16 protein-coding genes are annotated in these 15,409 nt (G+C 65.8%); 9 read left to right on the forward strand and 7 right to left on the reverse strand.

Annotated features, from left to right (window positions below; all coding sequences use genetic code 11):
- Positions 1–67: 67 nt before the first annotated feature.
- Complete coding sequence (locus IEX24_RS18245) at positions 68–490, forward strand: DUF3054 domain-containing protein (RefSeq protein WP_188680928.1); 423 nt, start codon at positions 68–70, stop codon at positions 488–490.
- A complete protein-coding gene (gene budA / locus IEX24_RS18250) occupies positions 487–1,362 on the forward strand; it encodes an acetolactate decarboxylase (protein ID WP_188680930.1) in 876 nt (291 codons plus the stop codon). The genes IEX24_RS18245 and budA overlap by 4 nt, the downstream gene beginning before the upstream one ends.
- A gap of 65 nt (positions 1,363–1,427) precedes the next feature.
- Here budA and IEX24_RS18255 read toward each other — a convergent pair whose 3' ends face one another.
- The 3 genes from IEX24_RS18255 to IEX24_RS18265 form a co-directional block, all read right to left on the reverse strand.
- The gene (locus IEX24_RS18255) at positions 1,428–1,928 is read right to left on the reverse strand and encodes a GNAT family N-acetyltransferase (protein WP_188680932.1); all 501 of its coding nucleotides are present in this window, start codon (positions 1,926–1,928) and stop codon (positions 1,428–1,430) included.
- Positions 1,929–1,998: 70 nt separating this feature from the next.
- Positions 1,999–3,066: a hypothetical protein gene (locus IEX24_RS18260; protein ID WP_188680934.1), complete on the reverse strand. Its 1,068-nt coding sequence runs from the start codon at positions 3,064–3,066 to the stop codon at positions 1,999–2,001.
- Between the two features lie 42 nt (positions 3,067–3,108).
- The gene (locus IEX24_RS18265) at positions 3,109–4,722 is read right to left on the reverse strand and encodes an SDR family NAD(P)-dependent oxidoreductase (protein ID WP_188680936.1); all 1,614 of its coding nucleotides are present in this window, start codon (positions 4,720–4,722) and stop codon (positions 3,109–3,111) included.
- 93 nt (positions 4,723–4,815) lie between these two features.
- Here IEX24_RS18265 and IEX24_RS18270 point away from each other — a divergent pair, with 93 nt between their 5' ends.
- The 3 genes from IEX24_RS18270 (at position 4,816) to IEX24_RS18280 (ending at position 9,075) form a co-directional block, all read left to right on the forward strand.
- Positions 4,816–5,175 carry an ArsR/SmtB family transcription factor gene (locus IEX24_RS18270; protein WP_188680938.1) on the forward strand — a complete coding sequence of 120 codons (360 nt, stop codon included), beginning with the start codon at positions 4,816–4,818 and terminating at the stop codon, positions 5,173–5,175.
- Positions 5,172–6,245 carry a cation diffusion facilitator family transporter gene (locus IEX24_RS18275; protein WP_188680940.1) on the forward strand — a complete coding sequence of 358 codons (1,074 nt, stop codon included), beginning with the start codon at positions 5,172–5,174 and terminating at the stop codon, positions 6,243–6,245. Before IEX24_RS18270 ends, IEX24_RS18275 begins: the two co-directional genes overlap by 4 nt.
- 175 nt (positions 6,246–6,420) lie before the next feature.
- The gene (locus IEX24_RS18280) at positions 6,421–9,075 is read left to right on the forward strand and encodes a DEAD/DEAH box helicase (RefSeq protein WP_188680942.1); all 2,655 of its coding nucleotides are present in this window, start codon (positions 6,421–6,423) and stop codon (positions 9,073–9,075) included.
- Positions 9,076–9,138: 63 nt separating this feature from the next.
- Here IEX24_RS18280 and IEX24_RS18285 read toward each other — a convergent pair whose 3' ends face one another.
- A complete protein-coding gene (locus IEX24_RS18285; RefSeq protein WP_188680944.1) occupies positions 9,139–9,549 on the reverse strand; it encodes a MarR family winged helix-turn-helix transcriptional regulator in 411 nt (136 codons plus the stop codon).
- An 82-nt stretch (positions 9,550–9,631) separates the two neighbouring features.
- Between IEX24_RS18285 and IEX24_RS18290 the strand changes: the two genes are divergently transcribed.
- Entirely contained in the window at positions 9,632–10,408 is a 777-nt protein-coding gene (locus tag IEX24_RS18290) for an alpha/beta fold hydrolase (protein WP_188680946.1), read from the forward strand.
- On the opposite strand, the gene IEX24_RS18295 is transcribed toward IEX24_RS18290, so the two are convergent.
- On the reverse strand, positions 10,405–11,280 hold the full coding sequence (locus IEX24_RS18295; RefSeq protein WP_188680947.1) for a UbiA family prenyltransferase: 876 nt from the start codon (positions 11,278–11,280) through the stop codon (positions 10,405–10,407). The two genes, IEX24_RS18290 and IEX24_RS18295, sit on opposite strands and share 4 nt — an antisense overlap.
- Positions 11,281–11,310: 30 nt before the next feature.
- On the opposite strand from IEX24_RS18295, the gene IEX24_RS18300 reads away from it, so the two are divergent.
- Complete coding sequence (locus IEX24_RS18300) at positions 11,311–12,147, forward strand: polysaccharide deacetylase family protein (RefSeq protein WP_188680950.1); 837 nt, start codon at positions 11,311–11,313, stop codon at positions 12,145–12,147.
- Between the two features lie 100 nt (positions 12,148–12,247).
- Here IEX24_RS18300 and IEX24_RS18305 read toward each other — a convergent pair whose 3' ends face one another.
- Entirely contained in the window at positions 12,248–13,498 is a 1,251-nt protein-coding gene (locus IEX24_RS18305; RefSeq protein ID WP_188680951.1) for a coiled-coil domain-containing protein, read from the reverse strand.
- Between the two features lie 61 nt (positions 13,499–13,559).
- Entirely contained in the window at positions 13,560–14,189 is a 630-nt protein-coding gene (locus tag IEX24_RS18310; RefSeq protein WP_188680958.1) for a mycothiol-dependent nitroreductase Rv2466c family protein, read from the reverse strand.
- A gap of 106 nt (positions 14,190–14,295) precedes the next feature.
- Between IEX24_RS18310 and IEX24_RS18315 the strand changes: the two genes are divergently transcribed.
- Both IEX24_RS18315 and IEX24_RS18320 read left to right on the forward strand, forming a co-directional pair.
- Entirely contained in the window at positions 14,296–14,850 is a 555-nt protein-coding gene (locus IEX24_RS18315) for a YceI family protein (protein ID WP_188680960.1), read from the forward strand.
- A gap of 123 nt (positions 14,851–14,973) precedes the next feature.
- Positions 14,974–15,409 (forward strand): hypothetical protein (locus IEX24_RS18320; protein WP_188680962.1); only part of this gene is annotated, 436 nt, incomplete at its 3' end.

A 15,409-nucleotide genomic window follows, 5' to 3' on the forward strand; every position in this document is an offset into this window, starting at 1 on the left:
CTCGCGCGTTCGCCCGGCAGACACCGGCGAAGCCAGAACTCTGCACGCCCGCAAATAGACTGAAGCCATGACCCAGACCACCCCCACGCCCGTGCGGCGCCCCGCGGCCACCAGCACGATCGTTCTCGCTGCCGTCGCCGATGTGGTGCTCGTGCTGGTGTTCGTTCTGATCGGCCGCAGCAGCCACAGCGAGGGCTTCAGCCTCGGCGGCACGCTCGTGACGTTCTGGCCCTTCGCGGTGGGGCTGCTCGTGGGGTGGCTGGCCACTCGTGCGTGGCGGTACCCGGTGCGGGTGGTGCTGCCGGGCATCCCGATCTGGCTGTTCACTGTCGTCGTGGGCATGTTCTTGCGGGTTCTCAGCGGGCAGGGCGTCGAAGTGAGCTTCGTGATTGTGGCGCTCATTGTGTTGGGCGTGTTTCTGCTCGGCTGGCGGCTTATCGCCAGTGCGATCTCGAAGCGTGGCGCGGGCCGCACCGGCGTCACCCGGTGAGCGGCGCAGAGGCAGGTGCAGTGGGCACGAACGGCCCCGATTCGGTGGCCAGTGCGCCGGGCAGCGGCACGACCGTCGCGGGCGGCACGATTGCCACGACCGTCACGACTGCAGCGAGCGGCACGATCGGGCACCTCAACCCGGCCATCGGGCTGAACATCACGCAGTTCTCCGTGATCCACGCGCTCATGGCGGGGCTGTATGACGGCGTCTTTCCCGCCGAGCAAGTTCTGGCGAAAGGCGACTTCGGAATCGGCTGCGGCGAAGCGCTGAACGGCGAGCTCGTGTTCGTCGACGGCCTCATCTACCGCTGCACGTCAGACGGCCGCGTGAGCCTCGTCGACGAGACCGAACGCGTTCCGTTCGCCGAGGTCGTCGACTTCGTGCCGACCCTCAGCGTTCGGCTGGGCGACGACGGCCCGCTCGACCGTGAGGCGTTCGAATCTCGGGTCAGCTCACTGATGCCGAGCGCCAACCTGTTCTACGCCATTCGCCTCGAAGCAGAATTCGACCGGATGCTCGTACGCGAGCCCATTCGCCAACACCACCCCTTCAAACCGCTCATTGAGGCGATGAAAACGCAGGCCGAAAGCGAACTCGGCGAAACCTCTGGCTCACTCATCGGATTCTGGGCACCGGGCATCTACCAGGGCATCAGCGTCGCCGGTTTTCACTTTCACTACCTCGACGACGCCCGCGCCGTGGGCGGCCACAGCCTCGACTACACGATTGCCTCGGGCACCCTCACCATGCAGGCCATGTCGAGCCTCACCCTGCGCCTGCCGCACACCCCCGAGTTCGGCGCCGCCGACTTCGAGGGCATCGACAACGACATGGCCATCCGCCGCGTCGAAAGCGCCAGCGCGCACTGACTTTTTTCTGCGCCACCGTTCCTGTGCCGCGCGGCAGCGAGCCGCCACAGCCGTCGCGGTTGCGCTCAGCTCTCCGAACGGTGCTCGATCAGAATCGTGTCGCGCCAGGTGCCGGCGAGCGGCCCGAAGCTCATCAGCCCGATGCGCTCACGGCGCCCGACGACGCGAAAGCCGCACCTCTCGTGCAGACGGAGGCTCGCGACGTTCTCGGCAAAGATGCTCGACTGAACAGTCCACACGCCCGCTTCCGCAGCACGGCCAAGCAGCGCGCTCAGCAGAAGGGTGCCGACGCCTCGCCCTCGGGCCGAGTCGGCCACGTACACCGAATGCTCCACGACTCCGGAGTACACCGCGCGAATCGAGACCGGCGAAGCGGCCGCCCAGCCGAGTACCAGGCCGTCGTCGACGGCGACGATTCGCAGATCGGCGCGCTTGCCGGCGTCGAACGCCTGCCAATCGGGTGCTTCGGATTCGAACGTGGCCTGCCCGGTTGCGATGCCCTCGGCGTAGATGCGCAGCACGGCAGGCCAGTGCTCGCGCAGCAGTGAACGTATCTCGGTGCTCATTGTGACCTCCGTGGTGTGTCTCGCGCCCTGTGCCCTCGGTCGCCGGCGCCCAGCTCCCGCGTGACGACTCTCACCCGGTGGAGCAGTCGACGCCGCTCGTGACGATGGGCGAGATGATGTCGATCAGCGAGGTCGACCACCAGTGCGGGGTGTCTTCGCAGAGGTGTATCGAGGTGATCTGGTCTGAGGAGATGAACTGCGCGGCGCCGAATGGATTCGGAACGAAAACTCCTCGGGGGCCCTGCAGCAGCACGAAGCCCGGTTCTGCGTTCGCGCCGTTGATCGAGACGAGCTCGAGTGGGGCGAACCGAATGGGCTGGGTGAGAATGCTGATGCCGAACAATGCGACGAACCCGATGATGCCCGCGAACGCCAGCCGGTTCAGCGACTTCGACTGCGGCTCGCGAATCTGGGCTGACCGCGCATTCCACTCGTCGGCGACGGCCGCCAAAGTCTTCGGTTCGGGCGGCGGCTGAATGGATGCCTCGACCGGTGTCATTGCGAGTGACCCAGGCGAGATCATCCGGAGCATGGCGCGGCCCTCGGCCCACAATGTTCGGAGGCCCGAGTCGACCGGCGGCAATTGTGGAGTCAGCACCTCAGTGACGGTCTCGCGGCTGACCGGGACGTTCGGCTTTCGCCGACCGCGCACCACGACGATGCTGATCAGCACGAAGACCACAGGCAGCGCAACCAGCAGCAGCCATGACGCCGTGAAGACGAGAACCACAGCGAGAAGGAGGAGAACGGTCGTGCCCACCACACGGGTCCAGATGTTGTAGTCGCGATCGAACACCACCGGCATGATCGCCACCATGATGCCGAGCATGATGTACACCACCAGGTTCAGCAGCACGATCACCGCGATGGCGCCGAAAGTGAGGTTCTGCGCAATGGCTACGGCCAGGCCGATGTCGCCACGCACTTGAACGAACAGGTTGATGGTGATGACGAAGACGCCCACGAGTGGCAGCCGGGCGAGCGCGTGGCGCACGAAAGTCTGCCGTACCTGTGCCTGGTTGGCGGCCTCGGCCGCGAGGTCTCGGGCGGGTACTGGCGCGCTTCGCGGGGCTCCCGCGCCTGAGTCTCCTGCGCCGGCCGCTCCCGCGCCAACGCCCCCCGCACTGTCACCTGACACCTGGCGCCCCCTTTCGCGAGGCGTGGCCGCCGTTGCCCTGCGCTACCAGGCCGAGGGTTTGTAGTCTTTCAAAAAGACCCCGGTGACATCTTCGCCGGCCTCACCACGCACGATCGGATCGTAGACCCGCGCAGCCCCGTCGACAAGGTCGAGCGGCGCATGAAAGCCTTCTTCGGCCAGCCGAACCTTCGTGGGGTGCGGGCGTTCGTCGGTGATCCAGCCGGTGTCGACGCTCGTCATCAGAATGCCGTCAGTCAGCATTTCTTTGGCGCTCGTTCGGGTGAGCATGTTCAGGGCTGCCTTGGCCATGTTGGTGTGTGGATGCCCGGGGCCCTTGTATCCGCGAGCGAACACGCCCTCCATGGCCGACACATTGACGATGTACGACCGGCCAGAGGCCGCCGCCCCAGCCGCAGCCGCCATCGCCGGGCGCAGTCGTGACACGAGCAAAAACGGGGCTGTGGTGTTGCACAACTGCACCTCGAGCATCTCCAGCGGATCGACGTCTTGCACCGCCTGCGTCCAGCTGTTCTCGTGGTGCAGGTCTGGAACGAGGCCGCCGGCGTCGATGGCGGTGCCCGCCGCCAGTCGTTCGAGCGACGACGAGCCGGCAGCGAGCGCCAGGCCCGAGAGCTCGTCGGCGCTCAGCTCGTCAGGGGTCAGCCCGGCGTCGAGCAGCGCGGCCCCGAGCAGGTTGGAGCCGACCAGCTCTGAGTTCGCGTTGGCGTTTGCGTTTGTGTTCGCCTTCGTCGCAGCGAGCGCACTGGCCGCGCCCGCACGCTGAAGCAGCGGATGCGCCGCCACCGAGGCCGCGAGCGCTTGCGGATGCGCGTCGTTCGTGTGCCCGAACGTGATCATCTCCGGCAGCGGACCATCGGGCAGCGGACTCAGCTCAGCCTCGGCCAGCGGCGCGTACGACCCCGGCGAGCGCTTCACGGTCTGAGCGGCGTTGTTGATGAGAATGTCGAGCGGCCCGGCCTCTGCAACGGTCTCGGCCAGCCCGATCACCTGGGCAGGGTCACGCAGATCGATTCCCACGACACGCAGCCGATGCAACCACTCGTGCGCATCGGGCAGGCTGGAGAACCGGCGCACCGCGTCACGCGGAAACCGCGTCGTGATGGTGGTGTGCGCGCCATCGCGCAGCAGCCGTAAGGCGATGTACATGCCGATCTTGGCGCGACCGCCGGTGAGCAGGGCGCGCTTGCCGGTGAGGTCGGTGCGGGCATCCCGTTTCGCGTGGCTCATGGCGGCGCAGTCGGGGCAGAGCTGGTGGTAGAACGCGTCGACCTGGGTGTAGTGCTGCTTGCAGATGTAGCAGGGCCGCGACTTGATGAGCGTGCCGGCGGTGGGGGCGGCCGTGGTCAGCGCCAGCGGAATGCCGCGCGTCTCGTCGTCGATGCGGTCGGGCGCGCCCGTTGCCGTGGCGGCGACCACGCTGCGGTCGGCGGCCTGAATCGCCTCGCGCTTCTCGTCGCGCCGGTTCTTCTTCACCGACTTGAACATCTTGGCGGTGGCTCGTCGTACAGCCACGAAATCTGGATGCTCGTCGTCGAGCTCGTGCAGGCTCGCCAATACCCGCAGGGCCACCTCGAGGTCTTCGGGGGCGATGCCGTCTGTGGTCAGACGTGTGTCGGGCGAAATGTTCTGATTCATGGGCTCGAAGAATTGTACCCGCCACAACTGAACACCCAGCGGGAGGGGTGCGCGGCTGACACGGTGATCGATCCGAAATATTAGTATTTGCGTATGGATGCAGATAAGCAGGTATGTGGGCGCAGCCCCGACAGCCAATTCGTCGAGCTGGCCGTCGAGATCTTTGCCATGCTCGCCGATGCGACGCGTGTGCGGGTGATTCTGGCGCTGCGAGACGGCGAGCGCTCGGTGAACGACCTGGCCGACATCGTCGACAAGAGCCCCGCGTCGGTGTCGCAACACCTGGCGAAGCTGCGCCTCGCGCGGATCGTCGCGACGCGCCAGCACGGCCAGAAGGTCTACTACCGCCTCGAGAACGAGCACGCATCGAAGCTGGTCAGCGACGCGATCTTCCAGGCCGAACACTCCCTCGGCGGCACCCCGCGTCACCACCACGCGGAGCACGCCGAGTGACCAACGCTCCGGATGCTCGGCCCGCCCAGCCCGCACCGCGCACCCACGACGACACGCACGATCACGAGCATCGACACGGGCACAGCCACGGGCACGATCATGACCACGAACATCCGCACGAGCATGCCCACCCGACAGGCGTGCGCGGGTTTTTCTTTCAGCTGTTCGTGCCGCACAGCCACGACGCCGCCGACTCGATCGACGACGCACTCGAGGCGAGCGCGGCGGGGGTGCGGGCGCTCAAGATCAGCCTGTTCATTTTGCTCGGCACGACGCTCGTGCAGTTCGGGGTGTTCATCGTTAGCGGCTCGGTCGCGTTGCTGGCCGACACCATTCACAACTTCTCTGACGCACTGACCGCCGTTCCACTGTGGATCGCGTTCGTTCTCGCCCGCCGTGCGGCCACGCGCGCGTACACGTTCGGGTTCGGCCGCGCCGAAGACCTCGCGGGCCTTTTCATCGTGGCCGTGGTCGCCCTATCGGCCGTCATCGCCGGGTGGGAGGCGATCACGCGCTTCTTTCACCCAGCGACGGTCACCAACCTCGGCTGGGTCATCGTGGCCGGTGTCGTGGGCTTCGCTGGCAACGAAATCGTGGCCATCTACCGCATCAGTGTCGGCCGCAAGATCGGTTCGGCAGCGCTCGTCGCCGACGGCGTGCACGCCCGCATCGACGGCCTCACCTCGCTCTCGGTGGTGCTCGGGGCCGTCGGTGTGATGCTCGGGTTTCCGCTCGCCGACCCCCTCGTCGGGCTGCTCATCGCCGTTTCGATTCTGCTGCTGCTCTGGGGCACCGTGCGCAGCATCGGGCGCCGTCTTATGGACGGCGTCGAACCCGAACTGTTGCACCGCGCCGAGCACGCTCTCGAAGAAACGCCCGGTGTGCGTGGTGTCACGCGCATTCAGCTGCGCTGGGTCGGACACCGGCTGCAGGGCGCCGCCGAGATCGCCGTGGCTGACACGACGGTCGGCGCTGCCACCGCCATCGTGCGCGACGCCCGTCACCGACTCACCCACGCACTGCCCAATCTCGACGACATGGTGATCGCCGTCGCATCCGATTCGCCGTAGTAGTCAGTTCTTCCGTGGCCGCTCGATTCGCCGCACTCGAGCGCCACGCTCCACGAGAGAAGCCGGTACGCACGAGAGACGCTGTTGCGCGGGCTTCTCTCGTCTCGAAGAGCTTGTCTCGTCGGGGTAGCGAGGGTGCGAGGCTGCGGGGCGCGTGGTCGCGTACGCTCGAACAATGACGGATGCCCAGCTCGACTCGCTCGTCTCGCTGGTGAACTACGTGCCCGAGACCGATGGCCGGGCATCCGGAGCCGGAGCGAGCGGGGCTGCCAGCGGGGCCACGAACCGGCAGCCCGCAGACCCCGACGTGCTCTTCGAGCGGTTCACCGAGTACACGGCGAGTCGCGGGCTGACGCTGTACCCGGCGCAGGAGGAGGCGATCATCGAGATCGTCTCGGGCGCCAACGTGATCCTCAGCACTCCGACCGGCACCGGCAAGTCGCTCGTGGCCGTCGCGGCACACTTCGCGGCGCTCGCCGACGGCCGCCGCACGTTCTACACCGCACCCATCAAGGCACTCGTCAGTGAGAAGTTCTTCGCCCTCGTGGAGATCTTCGGCCCCACAAACGTGGGCATGGTCACAGGCGACTCGAGCGTCAACGCCGACGCTCCGATCATCTGCTGCACCGCCGAGATTCTCGCCAACATTGCGCTGCGGCACGGCGCGGATGCTCCAGTCGACCAAGTCGTGATGGACGAGTTCCACTTCTACAGTGACCCCGAACGCGGCTGGGCGTGGCAGGTTCCGCTGCTGACGCTGCCGCGGGTGCAGTTCATTCTCATGTCGGCGACGCTCGGCGACGTGAGCTGGCTGTCGAAAGACCTCACGAAGCGCACCAACCGTGAAACCGCAGTGGTTACCGGGGTCGAGAGACCCGTTCCGCTGAACTACTACTACGCCACAACGCCCGTGCACGAAACGGTCGAAGACCTGCTGAAAACTGCGCAAGCACCCATCTACGTGGTGCATTTCTCGCAGCTCGCCGCGCTCGAACGGGCGCAGGCGCTCTCGAGCGTGAAGATCGTCAGCCGCGAGCAGCGCGACGAGATCGCCGACGCGATCGGCGACTTCCGCTTCACCACGAACTTCGGCCGCACCCTGTCGCGGCTGATCCGCGCCGGAATCGGCGTGCATCACGCCGGCATGCTGCCGAAGTACCGCCGGCTGGTCGAGCAGCTCGCCCAGCGCGGCCTGCTGCGCGTCATCTGCGGAACCGACACCCTCGGCGTGGGCATCAACGTGCCCATCCGCACGGTGCTGCTGACCGCGCTCACCAAGTTCGACGGCACCCGGATGCGCCAGCTCACCGCACGCGAGTTTCACCAGGTAGCGGGTCGCGCGGGTCGCGCCGGATTCGATACCGCTGGAACGGTGGTGTGCCAGGCGCCCGAGCACGAGACCGAGAACGCGCGGCTCGTGGCGAAGGCCGGTGACGACCCCAAGAAGATCAAGCGCATCGTGAAGAAACGCGCGCCCGAGGGCTTCGTCTCGTGGGGTGAGCCGAGCTTCAACCGGCTGATCGCGGCCGAGCCCGAGACGCTGACGTCGAGCATGCAGATCAACCATGCGATGCTGCTGAACATCATCGGGCGGGGCCCCGGGCCAGAAGGCCCACAGCCCGACCCTTTCAGCGAAACGCGAAAGCTGCTCGAAGACAACCACGAACCCAGATCCAGGCAGCTCGAACTCGAGCGCCAGGCGCTCGCCATCTATCGAACGCTGCGCACGGCGGGCATTGTCGAGCAGAGTGAGCCTGACCAGAACGGGCGGGTGAGCATCCGACTGACCGTCGACTTGCAACCGAATTTCGCGCTCAACCAACCGTTGTCGCCGTTCGCGCTCGCGGCATTCGAGCTGTTGAATCTCGAAGACCCCACCTACGCGCTCGACATGATCTCGGTGCTCGAAGCTACTCTTGACGACCCGCGGCCCGTGCTCTCGGCCCAGCAGTTTCAGGCGAAAGGCGAAGCCGTTGCAGCGATGAAGGCCGAGGGAATCGAGTACGACCAGCGCATGGAGCTGCTCGAACAGATCACGCACCCGAAGCCGCTCGAGGAGTTGCTCGACGCGGCCTTCGAGATCTACAAGGCGTCGCAGCCCTGGGTGGGCGACTTCGAGCTCAGCCCCAAGACCGTGGTACGTGATATGTACGAACGGGCGATGACGTTCAACGACTACATCGGCTACTACAAGCTCAACCGGTCGGAGGGGCTCGTGCTGCGGTACTTCTCCGACGCGTTTCGGGCCGCTCGCGCGACGATTCCCGATGAGTCGAAGACCGAAGACCTGCTCGACCTCATCGAATGGCTCGGCGAGCTCGTGCGCCAGGTCGACTCGAGCCTGCTCGACGAGTGGGAAGAGCTGACGAACCCCACCGAGGTGCAAGGCGAGGCTGATCTCGTGACGGGTGTCGCGCGTAGGGTGACGGCCGTGCTGCCGCCTGCGCCGCACAGCGTGGTGTCGAACCTGCGCGCCTTTCGCATTCTCGTGCGCAACGAGCTTTTCAGGCGCGTTCAGCTCGCGGCGCTCGACAAGATCGACGAGCTGGGCGAACTCGAGACGGCTTCGGGTTCGGGCTTCACCGCCGAGGGCTGGGCGGATGCCCTAGACGAGTACTTCAGCGAATACGACCACCTCGGCACCGGCGCGGCCGCCCGAAGCGCGTCGATGCTCAGCGTGACCGAGCAGCCCGGCGTCTGGCTCGTGCGGCAGACCTTCGACGACCCAGAAGGCGATCACGACTGGGGCATCGACGCCGAGGTCGACCTCGTGGCCTCGGCCGAGCAGGGCATCGCGGTGGTGCGCGTTCTGGGAGTGACGAGCCACTAGGCCACTCCGCCCGCCGACGTCGCGGTCGGAGCCTGAGGCCAGCGTGGGCCCAGCCTCTAGGCGCTACGCGGCGAGCAGCCGCTCGAGCATGTCGCCCAGCGCGGCGCGCTCAGAGGCATCAAGGGGGGCGAAGGATGCCCGTACCGCACGCTCGGTGACCATTCGGCCCTCGGCAAACACTCGCTCGCCCTCGTCGGTGAGCTCGGGGCGAATCGCCCGTCCGGCGCCATTCACGCGCCGAATCAGCCCGCGAGACTCAAGCCGCGCCGCAAGGGTTCCGAACGCCTGATCGGTTTGAAAGGTGAGAACGGCGAGGTCGTGCAGCGATGCGCCGGGGTTCTCGTGCAGGTGCCGCAGGGCATCCCATTGCACCAGGGTCACGCCGAGCGGCCGCAGTCCCTCGGTCGCAGCACGGTGATGTTTCACCTGCAGGCGTTTCACCGCCAGGCCCAGTTCGGGAATCGTCATGGTCATGTTCTTCACTCTACTCCATTTGAGTCAATATGTTTATATAAAGTTGTTGCCTATCTAAACATGTGGATATAGAGTTGCAGCCATGACAACTTCGACTTCACTCACCATCTCGACCTCGTTCGGCGACGTACCCCTCACCATCGACGAGCGCGGCACCGGCCGGCCCATCGTCATTCTGCACGGCGGCGGTGGCCCGAATTCGGTCGCCGCATTCGCCGATCTGCTTGCCGAAGAGACCGGCACTCGCGTAATCGTGCCCGTGCACCCCGGTTTCGGGGGCACCCCGCGGCCCGAATCGCTCACCTCGGTCGAGAATCTCGCCGAGCTCTACGCCGGCCTGCTCGACGCGCTCGAGCTCGACGACACCACGGTGATCGGTAACTCGATGGGCGGCTGGATCGCGGCCGAATTGGCACTAAGGCACTCGCCCCGAGTCGGCCGCGTCTCCCTGGTCGACTCGGTGGGCATTGAGGTTGAAGGTCACCCCGTTGCCGCAGATCTCGCGCCCACCCAGCTCGCCGAATTCAGTTGGTACGACCCGTCGAAGGCGCCGAGCCTCGACCCGTCGGCGTTGCCGCCCGCTGCGCGCGAGATCTTCGCCGCAAACCGCGCATCACTCGCCCTCTACGGCAAGCGGATGGTCGACCCCACGCTGCTTGGCCGGCTCCCCGGCATCGACGTGCCGACGCTCGTTCTCTGGGGCGAGGCAGACCGCATCGGCGACGTCGACTATGGGCGGGCGTTTGCCGCTGCGATTCCGGATGCCCGTTTCGAACTCTTGCTGCACACCGGCCACGTGCCGCAAATGGAGACCCCGGAGGTTCTGCTCGACGCCCTCCGGGAGTTCGTCGCGGCCTAGGCCATCAGGCTCGAGCCCGAGAGTGCGAGCTGCACCACCGCGAGCAGCGCGCTCGCGATGATCAGCTGAAACAGCAGCCGCCCCGGCGGCCTTGTCAGCACCAGCCACACTCCGACGCCCGCGATCATCACCTCCAGGGCGAAGCCGACGAGACCGACCACCCCGACATCGCCGAGCGAACGGCCGGCGCCGAACGTCACGAGAGCAGACGCCACCAGAAGCGAACCGAACGCGGCGAGCCCCGAGGGAGTTCGGCCGAGCCGGTGGGGCAGGCCGCGCACCCCGGTGGCCCGGTCGTCGTCGAGGTCGGGCAACACATTCGCGAAGTGCGCCGCGAGCCCCAACAGCGCGCCGGCGCCCATCACCCACCAGGCCGCTCGCTGCGGAGGAGTCGACGCGAGCGTCACCACCAGCGGCAGCAGCCCGAAACTCACCACATACGGCAGCCACGAGAGCGCCGTCTTCTTCAGCCCCAGGTTGTAACTGAGGCCCGAGGCGACGAGCACGAGATGGGCGACGCCCGCCGCGACTCCGAGCACAAACGACAACGGGATGACCGCGAGAGTCACCACGATGAACGCCGTTCGCACGGTCTGCACCCGAACCGCCCCCGTTGCCACGGGCTTATCGAGCCGCCCGACTTCGGCGTCGCGCCGCGCATCGAGCCAGTCGTTCGACCATCCAATGGCCAACTGACCCGCCAACACGGCCAGAGCCACCTCGCCCACGCGCAGCGGAGTCAGCCCAATGGCGATGCCGAGCACCACCGAGAGCAGAGTCACCGCGACGGTGGGCCCTGGGTGGCAGGCAGCCACGAGCGCACGGAAAAGCGACCGATGTTGACCCGAACGGGGGGTGTGAACATCGCTCATCAATGACCTTTCAGCCGATACTGTCGACGAGTGGACCGTCGACTGTTTCTCACTCTGGCTGCCGCGGGGGTCTCCACACTGGGGCTCACCGCGTGCGCGCCTCAGGCTCAACCTATCGCTCGGCCGGTCAGCCCGCTGCCGACATTCACGCGAACACCGACACCGACTGCGACCCCGACGCCCACCCCCACCCCCACCCCCACTCCGACACCGACCCCCACGGCAACGGCGCCCGCTCTCGTGAAGGTACCCATTCCCGACGGCGTGATGACCGACCTTCCCGGAGACGGAAACCTGCTCGCCTGGACGGTCGACGACGGCTCGAACAGCGATGTCATTCGCAAATACGTCGAATTCGCCAAGAGCTCAGGCACCCGGCTCACCTTCTTCGTGAACGGCAGCTACCCGGGCTGGACCGAAAACGCCGACCTGCTGCGCCCCCTCGTGAAAAGCGGCCAGATTCAGCTCGGCAACCACACCTGGGATCACGCCGACCTCACCTCGATCAGCGACGACGACGTCATCGACGAGTTGCAGAAGAATCACGACTTCCTGATGAGCACCTACGGGGTGGATGCTCGGCCGTACTACCGGCCGCCGTACGGCTTTCGCAATCATCACACCGACCACCTCGCCGCCAGCATCGGCTACACCACCCCCGTGCTCTGGTACGGATCGCTGTCTGACTCGGGGCTGATCACCGACGACCAGCTCGTGGGGTTTGCGAACCAGTGGTTCTTGCCCCAGCACGTAGTGATCGGGCACTTGAATTTCATGCCGGTGACAGAGGTTTTTCCGCAGCTGCTGCAGATCATCCGGAGCCGTGGGCTTCAGACGGTGACGCTGAACGACGTGTTCAGCCACTGAGGCTCGCGGCGGAGTGCGCCCGCGGCCGACCTGGGCCAGATCAGGCCGACTCGGTACGGCTCAGACCGACTCGGTACGGCTCAGACCGACTCGGTACGGCTCAATACCAATGCGGGTTCGTGTTCTGCGAGTGAGCCCACGCACCGCAGGGGGAGCCGTAGACGCCTTTGATGTAGGCGAGACCCCAGTTGATCTGGGTTTGGGCGTTCGTTCGCCAGTCTGAACCGGCGCTGGCCATTTTGTTTCCGGGTAGAGACTGCGGAATGCCGTACGCACCGCCGTCTTCGTTGTACGCGTTCACTCGCCAGCCCGACTCGCGATTCCAGAGGCTGACGAGGCAGGAGAACTGGTCTGAGCCCCAGCCCATGGCTGCGACCCGGCTCGCGGCGTACGCCTGCGCGGCACCCGGGTCGACGATGACCGAGCCGGGCGGCAGACCCTCGCTCGAGCCCGACCCCGAACTCGAGTCTGAACTCGACCCCGAGCTGCTCGCCGCGGCTGCCGCGGCCGCTGCGGCGGCGTTCTGAGCAGCGATCGCCGCAGCCTCGGCCTGACCCTGCCGATACGACTCTTCGATCTGAGCCGTGGTGTTCTGCAGCGCCGCGAGCTGGGCGTACAGTACGTCGCTCTTCGCCTTCTGATCGGCCACTTGAGCGTCAGCGGCCTCTTGCGCGGCCTTCGCATCGTCGGCCGCTTGCTGGGCTGCCGCCGCGAGGCTCTGGCGCGCCGTCTCGGCGACGGTCGCCTGGTCTTTGAGCGTGGTGGCGAGGTTCTGGGCCGAGGTGGCGATCTCGTTGAGCTTCGCCGACTGCTGGGTGAGCTTGCTCATGGTGCCGAGCTGATAGAGCAGCGAATCGGCATTGCTGTCGCTGAGCAGCAGGGCGGCACTCGAATCGCCACCCGAGCGATAGAGCGACGCGGCGAGTTGACCGACCTGCTGTTTGGCAGCCGTTGCTTTGGTTTCGGCGTCACTCGCGCGCTGGTTCGCGGTGTCGGCGACCTGGGTGGCTGACTGAAGCTCTGCCGCGGCTTTGAGGTAGTCGTTGCCCTTCTTCACGGCTTCATCGCCGAGTTGGGCGGCCTGATCTTCGAGACCGCTCAGCAGGCTATTGATGTTCGTGACCTCGGCCTGTTTTGCGGCTTCGTTCTGCTCGGCGGCGTTGACGTCATCCCAGCTGGGGTAGTCGGCGAGCACCACGGGGGCAGAGAGGGCGGCGGTTGCCGAATCTGCCGCTGCCGACGCTGCCGACGTTGCAGGCGCGCCTGGCGCCGCGTTCGCGGTCAACGGCGACGCGAGAGCGGCCACAACGACGAGCACACTCCCGGCGAGGAGGCGCGCCGAACGGATCATTCTTCTACGCTAGGCGACGGTTGCGAAAATGCCGGGCGCGACTGGCTTGTGAATCTGCACACTAGCTGAAAATCGGATCACGCGTGCGACTGCGCTTCAGTTCGAAGAACCCGTCGTAACTCGCCGCGGCGACCACGCCGTCCCACAACACCAGAGCCTGCTCGCCCTTCGGCGCGGGCGAAATCACCGGGCCGAAGAAAGCGACTCCGTTCACGCTGACGACAGGAGTACCCACGTCTTGACCCACGAGATCGATTCCGCTGAAGTGCGACTCGCGCAGCTGCTTCTCGAACGCGAATGGATGCTCGGCGGGGTCGGCCGGCGCGTGCTCGATGAGCTCGGCTGGTAAACCCGCTTCGGCGAGAGCTTCGGCCATCACGGCATCTACATCCTTACGATCGCCCAAGTGAATGCGCGTGCCGAGTGCGTCGTACAGCGGCTTGATCACCGCGTCGCCGTGCAGCTCTTTCGCCGCCGTCACGAGCTGGGCATAGCGCAGAGCCCGCGGAAAGAACGCTCGGTAGCTCTCTGAGACGTCGTTGTTCTCGTTCAGAATGGCGAGGCTCATGATGTGCCACGACACGTCGAGATCGCGATGCTCGGCCACTTCGTCGACCCATCTGCTGGTCATCCACGCCCACGGGCATGAGGGGTCGAACCAGAAATCTACGCGTGTTGTCGAGTCAGCCATGAATAAACTCTCTCACTCTGCGGGAATAAACCGGCGATTCGATGCATTTGTATAGATGCGGGCAGGTCTGCCCTCATCCCTTTCGGTTATTTAGAGAAGAGAAACCATGACTGACACGTACCAGATTCCCGGGCACAAAGCAGGCACCTGGACCATCGACCCCAGCCACAGCGAGGTCTCGTTCAGCGTTCGTCACCTGCTCATCAGCAAGGTCAAGGGCAAGTTCGAGAAGTTCGACGCCACTTTCGTCACCGGCGAGAGCCCCCTCGACACCAAGCTCACCGCAACCGCTGAGGTCGAGTCGATCAACACGGGCGACCCGAACCGCGACGGCCACCTGCGCACCAACGACTTCTTCAACGCCCCCGAGTTTCCGACCATCACGTTCGTCTCCGACGGCGTCGTCGCTGAGAAAGACGACCTGCTCGTCACCGGCACGCTGACCATTCGCGGCGTCGCGAAAGAGGTCACGTTCACTGTCGAGTTCGGCGGATTCATCACCGACCCGTACGGCAACTACAAGCTGGGCCTCACCGCCAAGGCTGTCATCAACCGCACCGACTTCGGCGTGAGCTTCAACTCAGCCCTCGAGGCCGGCGGCGTAATGATCGGCGAAGACGTCACCATCACGATCGACCTCGAGGCTTCGCTGCAGGCCTAACTCGAGTCTCGCTCCACCGGCCGTCGGCCTCGCGTTCGCTCGGGGCCGACGGCTTTTTCGTGCCCGCGTCGACCGTCACGTCGAAGGTGAGTGAATGTCAGTGGTTGGTGTTTGACTTGGGTCATGAACGAAACCGCTTCTTCTTCCGTGTCTGTGGGTGATGGGATGCGCGCGCTGATCGACTCGATCGAGGCGCTGTCTGGGTGCCGTTCTGCCGCGCCCACTGGGCTTGCCGACGGGCTGGTGGCTGGGTTGTCTGACGCGGATGCGTTGACGGGTCTGGTGCTCGTGGAGCGGCTTGGTAAGTTGGTTGATGCTTTGCGGGTCGAGTTCGCTTTGACAGTGGATGCCCGGTGCGAGGTTACCCGAGGGGACGACCGTTTGACGGTGAGGCTGGGTTTTGCGACGGTGCAGAAGCTGCTCGCGGCGCATACGGGTACGTCGGTGTCGACGGCGGCTGACAGGGTGCGGCTGGGCCGTCGTATCCGCACGGATATGTCGCTCGCTGGGGTACCGAACCCGTCTCGGTTCCCCCGTGTGGAAGAAGCCCTCCGTACCG

The sequence above is a fragment of the Subtercola lobariae genome (assembly GCF_014640255.1).
In the GTDB taxonomy this organism is placed as follows: domain Bacteria; phylum Actinomycetota; class Actinomycetes; order Actinomycetales; family Microbacteriaceae; genus Subtercola; species Subtercola lobariae.